This window comes from Sphingomonas sp., assembly GCF_031380695.1.
GTDB lineage: Bacteria > Pseudomonadota > Alphaproteobacteria > Sphingomonadales > Sphingomonadaceae > Sphingomicrobium.
Window position 1 is genome coordinate 1 of sequence record NZ_JANMWY010000060.1, and the last position, 4,954, is coordinate 4,954.

3 protein-coding genes are annotated in these 4,954 nt (G+C 66.3%); 1 reads left to right on the forward strand and 2 read right to left on the reverse strand.

Annotation, left to right across the window (positions count from 1 at the left end):
- Positions 1-2,785, reverse strand: a 2,785-nt coding sequence (locus RMN84_RS02510; RefSeq protein WP_309610631.1) for a polysaccharide deacetylase family protein, incomplete at its 3' end; no start/stop codon positions are given.
- A gap of 2 nt (positions 2,786-2,787) precedes the next feature.
- On the reverse strand, positions 2,788-3,387 hold the full coding sequence (locus RMN84_RS02515) for a DedA family protein (protein WP_309610632.1): 600 nt from the start codon (positions 3,385-3,387) through the stop codon (positions 2,788-2,790).
- Positions 3,388-3,551: 164 nt separating this feature from the next.
- Here RMN84_RS02515 and RMN84_RS02520 point away from each other — a divergent pair, with 164 nt between their 5' ends.
- A complete protein-coding gene (locus tag RMN84_RS02520; RefSeq protein WP_309610633.1) occupies positions 3,552-4,946 on the forward strand; it encodes a M20/M25/M40 family metallo-hydrolase in 1,395 nt (464 codons plus the stop codon).
- Positions 4,947-4,954 lie beyond the last annotated feature (8 nt).

Sequence of the window (4,954 nt, forward strand, 5' to 3'; positions counted from 1 at the left end):
TCGCCGCCTTGCGCCACGCCCCGACCGCACCGGGCACGACCGTCATCGCATCGAGCTGGGCCAGCGCCCGCCGCTCCAGGTTCTGGGCGGTGATATATTCCAGCGCCTGCCATTTGGTGACCAGGTTGATGCGGTTGCCAACCTTGGCATTGCCCGCCACCGCGCCCAATTTCTCGTCGATGAACCAGCGCGCCAGCCGGGCGATGGTGGTCGGCTCGAATTGCGTGTCGGCGTCGAGTGCGATGACGATCTCGCCGCTCGCCAGCGTCAGCCCCTCGTTGAGCGCGCGCGCCTTGCCGCCGTTTTCAAGCGTGAGCAGCCGGACGCGGTCGTCGCCGCCGAAGTGTTGCGTGACCACTGCCGAGGTCGCGTCCTTCGACCCGTCGTCGATCACGATCACCTCCAGCCGGACCTCGCTACTGGTCAAGACCTGGCGCACCGCCCGTTCGATCACCGCTTCCTCATTATAGGCGGGGATCAGCACGCTGACGAAGCGGTTCGGGTCGATCGGCGGCGGGACGATGCCATTTTCCCGCCGCGCTGCGAGCAGCGCCAGACCGCTCAGCGTCAGGGCGCGCAGGATGCCCAGGATGATCGCGATCGCAAACAGCATATGTAGCGTCTCGACGCTCCATCCCAGCGACTGGAACACCAGCAGGTCGGCCCGCGCCGCTAGCGCGTCCGATTGGGACAATTTCGGCATCGCGGCGTCGCGACTCAAACCGGCGAGCTCCGACACCGGCACGAACGTAAACCCGCGCGTGCGCAGTGTATCGATGATCGTCGGTAGCGCGGCGATCGTCTGCGCACGGTCGCCGCCCGAATCGTGGAGCAGGACGATATTGTGGCTGCACTCGGCATCCGACCCGCCCGAGCAGCCGCTTTCGCCCTTCTCGACCCCGGCCACGACATTGTCGAAGATCGCCTGCGGCCCGGGCCTTTGCCAGTCCTCGCTGTCGACGTGCAGTCCGACCGAGATGTAGCCGCGATTCTGTGCCTCCAGCGCGGGCAGGATTTCGTCGGCGGTGGTCGGCTCGGCATCTCCGAAATAGGGCGCCCGGAACAGCTTGAGCGTGTGCCCGGTGAAGGCCTGGAACAGTCGCTGGGTGGCGTTGAGCTCGAACAGGGTCTGGGTCGTGCCGGTCGTCGCGAGGTTGGGATGGGTATAGGTGTGACTGCCGACCTCATGCCCCTCGGCGATCATCCGCTGTAGGAGGTCGCGCTCGGTCAGGGCGTTTTCGCCGACGATGAAGAAGGTCGCCGGGACGTGCTTTTCCTTGAGGATGTCGAGGATGCGCGGCGTCCAGCGCGGGTCGGGCCCGTCGTCGAAGGTCAGCGCGACGGCACCATGCTTCATCCCGCCCCGGCTGATCGTGAAGGGCCGCGGCAGGGTGACGAAATCGACGCCGGTCAGCAGCCCGTCGCGGCTCACCGTCATCGTCCGCTTGCCCGCTGTCGGCAGCGACGAGATGCGCAGGATCTCGCCGGCGCCTTCGATGTCGACATTGGTGCCTTGGGGCAGCGTCGACAGGCTGGCCGGATTGCGCGGCAGGACCGCGTTGCGGCCGAAGATCGACCACAGGGCCGGGTCCTCCGCCCCCATCCGCCACAGCGCCACACTCTTCAGCCCGGCGCGGTCGAGCAGTTTGAGCTGGTTGAAGGCCGATGCGGCGTCGAGGATCCATACCGTGTGGCGGCTGCCATTCTCATCGTCATAAGCGAAGCTCGAGTTGCCGCTCGCCCGGTCGAATGTGGGCCTGACATCATTCTCGCTCGCGGTAACCCAGGCTTCCTCGACATTGTCTGGTTCGCCGCCGCTATCGTGCCAGTCGTAGGCATAGTTGCCCAGCGTCACGATCGCCTTCGAACGGGGCACCGCGCCCAGCGCGGCGGCGAGCTTGTCGGCCCACCAGCGTTGCGAGGCGATCGGTCCCGGCTCGCCATCGTCGCTATGTTCGTCATAAACCATCAGGAAGACGCGATCGGTAACCGCGGCGAGGCGAGCGAGGTCCCAGTCAGCGTCGACCGGCGCGGCCACGGTAGTCAGCCAACCGCGCTGGTCGAATCGGCGGTTCACTTCCGCCAGGAAGCCGCGGTAATCGACCACTGCCGCCGGCGACAGCTCCTCGAAATCGAAGACCGCGCCCGACCCGTGGTTGGCGTCGATGAAGCCGATCAGCTGATCAATCAGCCGATTGCGCGCGGCCCGATCGGCCAGCATCGCGCTGATCCCCTTGGGGTCCCATTTGCCTAGCTTGGCATTCTGGACAACGGGCAGGATCAGCGGCCGATAGCGGCTGGTGTTGAGGATCGCCCGGCCTGGTGCATCCGGCAGGACATTGAGCTGGTGATTTGGGCCGGTGACCGTCAACCATACTGGAGCGAGCCAGTCGAGATCGCCGATGTGGCGTTGCAGCGAGGCGACCGAGCCGGGGTCCCACGGCGTATAAAAGCCGACACTGATGGGCTTCCCCATCGTCGTCGCGGCGGCGGTGGCGCGCTGGGCGCCGACCGCCTTGGGACTGGGCGGGCGGGCACCGACCAGGCGTTGGTAGGCGGCATTCATGCTGCGCTGGGTTCGGGCCAGCAGGCTGGTACGCGGCGGCGGCAGCGGCTTGCCCCGCTCCAGCGCGACCGGCAGCAGCGGTGCCGCCGGGACCAGGCGAATCGTCGCTGCCAGCCCGCCGAGTGCCATCACCACGAGCAGCGCGAACAGCATCAGCGCTAGCCGGAACCGCTTCCGCCGCCGCCCGGTCGGGTCATAGAAGATCGCCCGGTCGGCCATGCCTATCCGTTCGCGCGTTCGGGATCGACGGTGCGCGCTGCCCGCCGCCGCCGCCATTGCAGCCAGCCGAGCAGAACCAGGATGGTCAGCGCGGCGGCGATCAGCGCATGGGCCGGGGTCAGCAGCATCTTCACGACCTCGACGATGACCTTGCCGAAACTATAGCCGAGCAGCACCAACCCCGGTCCCCAAATCGCTGCCGACAGCATTTGCAGCCAGGCGAAGTCGCGGGCGCGGACGTGGCTCATCGAAATGGCGATCGGTCCCATCACGCGAAAGCCATAGATGAAGCGGAAGCCGAAGCAGAACAGGCGCGGATGGCGATCGATCATCCTGAGCGCCCGGGCGAACAGCGGCTTTTCGGTGATACGGTGGACCATGCGGTGATCGCGCTGCGATCGGCCGACCAGGAAGAACAGTTGGCACGAAATCCACGCGCCGATGAACGCCGCCAGCGCCGCCGACCACGGATTGATCAATCCCTCCCGCGCCATCGCCCCGCCGATTACGACCGCGCTCTCGCCCTCGATACCGCCGCCCAGCCCGACGCCGAGTGCACCATAATGCTCGATCAGATGGTGGATCGTCTCGCTCAGGGCCATGCATGTTCCATCTGGCGACTTTCGATCCTTTGTCGCCGGTCGCGGCCTAGCCGGGACGCGCCCCGGGTGAAAGGTCTGATCATGGCGCTTGCCACCTGCGGCATGATCCGCTTGCATGCCGCCATGCTAAGCGGCTCTAACCGCTCGATTACAAAGGAGTCATGATGCGTAACTCTTCCGTCGCCGCCATCGCCCTGGCGCTTGCCCTGCCGATCGCCCCCGCCACCGCCGCGCCGGCTCACCCACAGGCTGAAGCGCAGGCCCTCGACCTCGCTAAAAAGGCGATCGCGCTGCGCTCGGTGCGCGGGGCGAACAACCAGACGCCGCAGGTCGCGGCGCTCTATCGCGACGCGCTGGTGGCGGGCGGTTTCGCGGCGATCGATATCGAAATCACCTCGGTCGACGACACCGCCTATCTCATTGCCCGCTGGCGCGGCTCCGACCCGGCACTGAAGCCTTTGGTCATCTCTGGCCACATGGACGTGGTCGAGGCCAAGGCCGCCGACTGGCGGCGCGACCCGTTCACCCCGGTGGTCGAGAATGGCTATCTGTACGGGCGCGGCGCGACCGACATGAAGCTCGACGGGACGGTCGCCATCGCGTCCCTGATCGAGCTCAGGCGATCGGGCTATGTCCCGAAGCGTGACATCATCATCGAATTTTCGGGCGACGAGGAAACGGTCATGAAGACCAGCGCGATTATCGCGCGTAAGCTGGCGACGGCGGAAATGGTGCTCAACATCGATGGCGGCGGCGGCGTGCTCGACGAGCAGACCGGCAAACCACTCTATTTCACCTGGCAGGGAGCCGAGAAGACCTATGCCGATTTCGAACTGACGGTGACCAACCCTGGCGGCCATTCGTCGCAACCGCGCAAGGACAATGCCATCACGATCTTGTCGGAGGCACTGGTGCGGATCGGCAAATATCGATTCAAGCCGGAAAACAGCGCCTTGACCAAGGCCGCGCTCGCCGCCGCCGCAAAATTCGAAGCGCCCGCTCGTGCGACCGCGATGCGCGCGTTCGCCGCCAATCCGGCCGACGAGCGCGCTTACGCGACGCTGGCGGCCGATCCGACGCTGATCGGCCTGCTCGGCACGACCTGCGTCGCGACAATGGTCAGCGGCGGGCACGCGCTCAACGCCCTGCCGCAGCGGGCGAGCGCCAACATCAACTGCCGCATCTTCCCCGGCCACAGTCCGGCGTCGATCATGGCCGAGCTGAAGGGGGTCGCGGCCGAGCCATTAGTCGCCTTCAAGGATGTCACCGAAGGATCGGTCGCCAACGACGCGTCGCCGATGCGGCCCGACTTCATCGCTGCGGTCAACAAGGCGATGGCGGCGGTCCATCCCGGCGTCGCGGTATTCCCAAGCATGGCGTCCGGCGCCAGCGACAGCATGTGGTTCCGCTACTTTCACGTGCCCAGCTATGGGGCCAGCCCGATGTTCATGAAACGCTCGGACGATTTCAGCCATGGCCTCAACGAGCGCTCGCCGGTGGCCAGCATCGGTCCGGCGATCGGCTATTACCTCTCGCTTTTCCGCGACCTCAGCCAGTAACGCGCGCT

Coding starts and splice junctions, on each gene's coding strand:
- RMN84_RS02515 (WP_309610632.1), bottom strand. CDS start 3,387: ATGGCCCTGAGCGAGACGATCCACCATCTGATCGAGCATTATGGTGCA.
- RMN84_RS02520 (WP_309610633.1), top strand. CDS start 3,552: ATGCGTAACTCTTCCGTCGCCGCCATCGCCCTGGCGCTTGCCCTGCCG.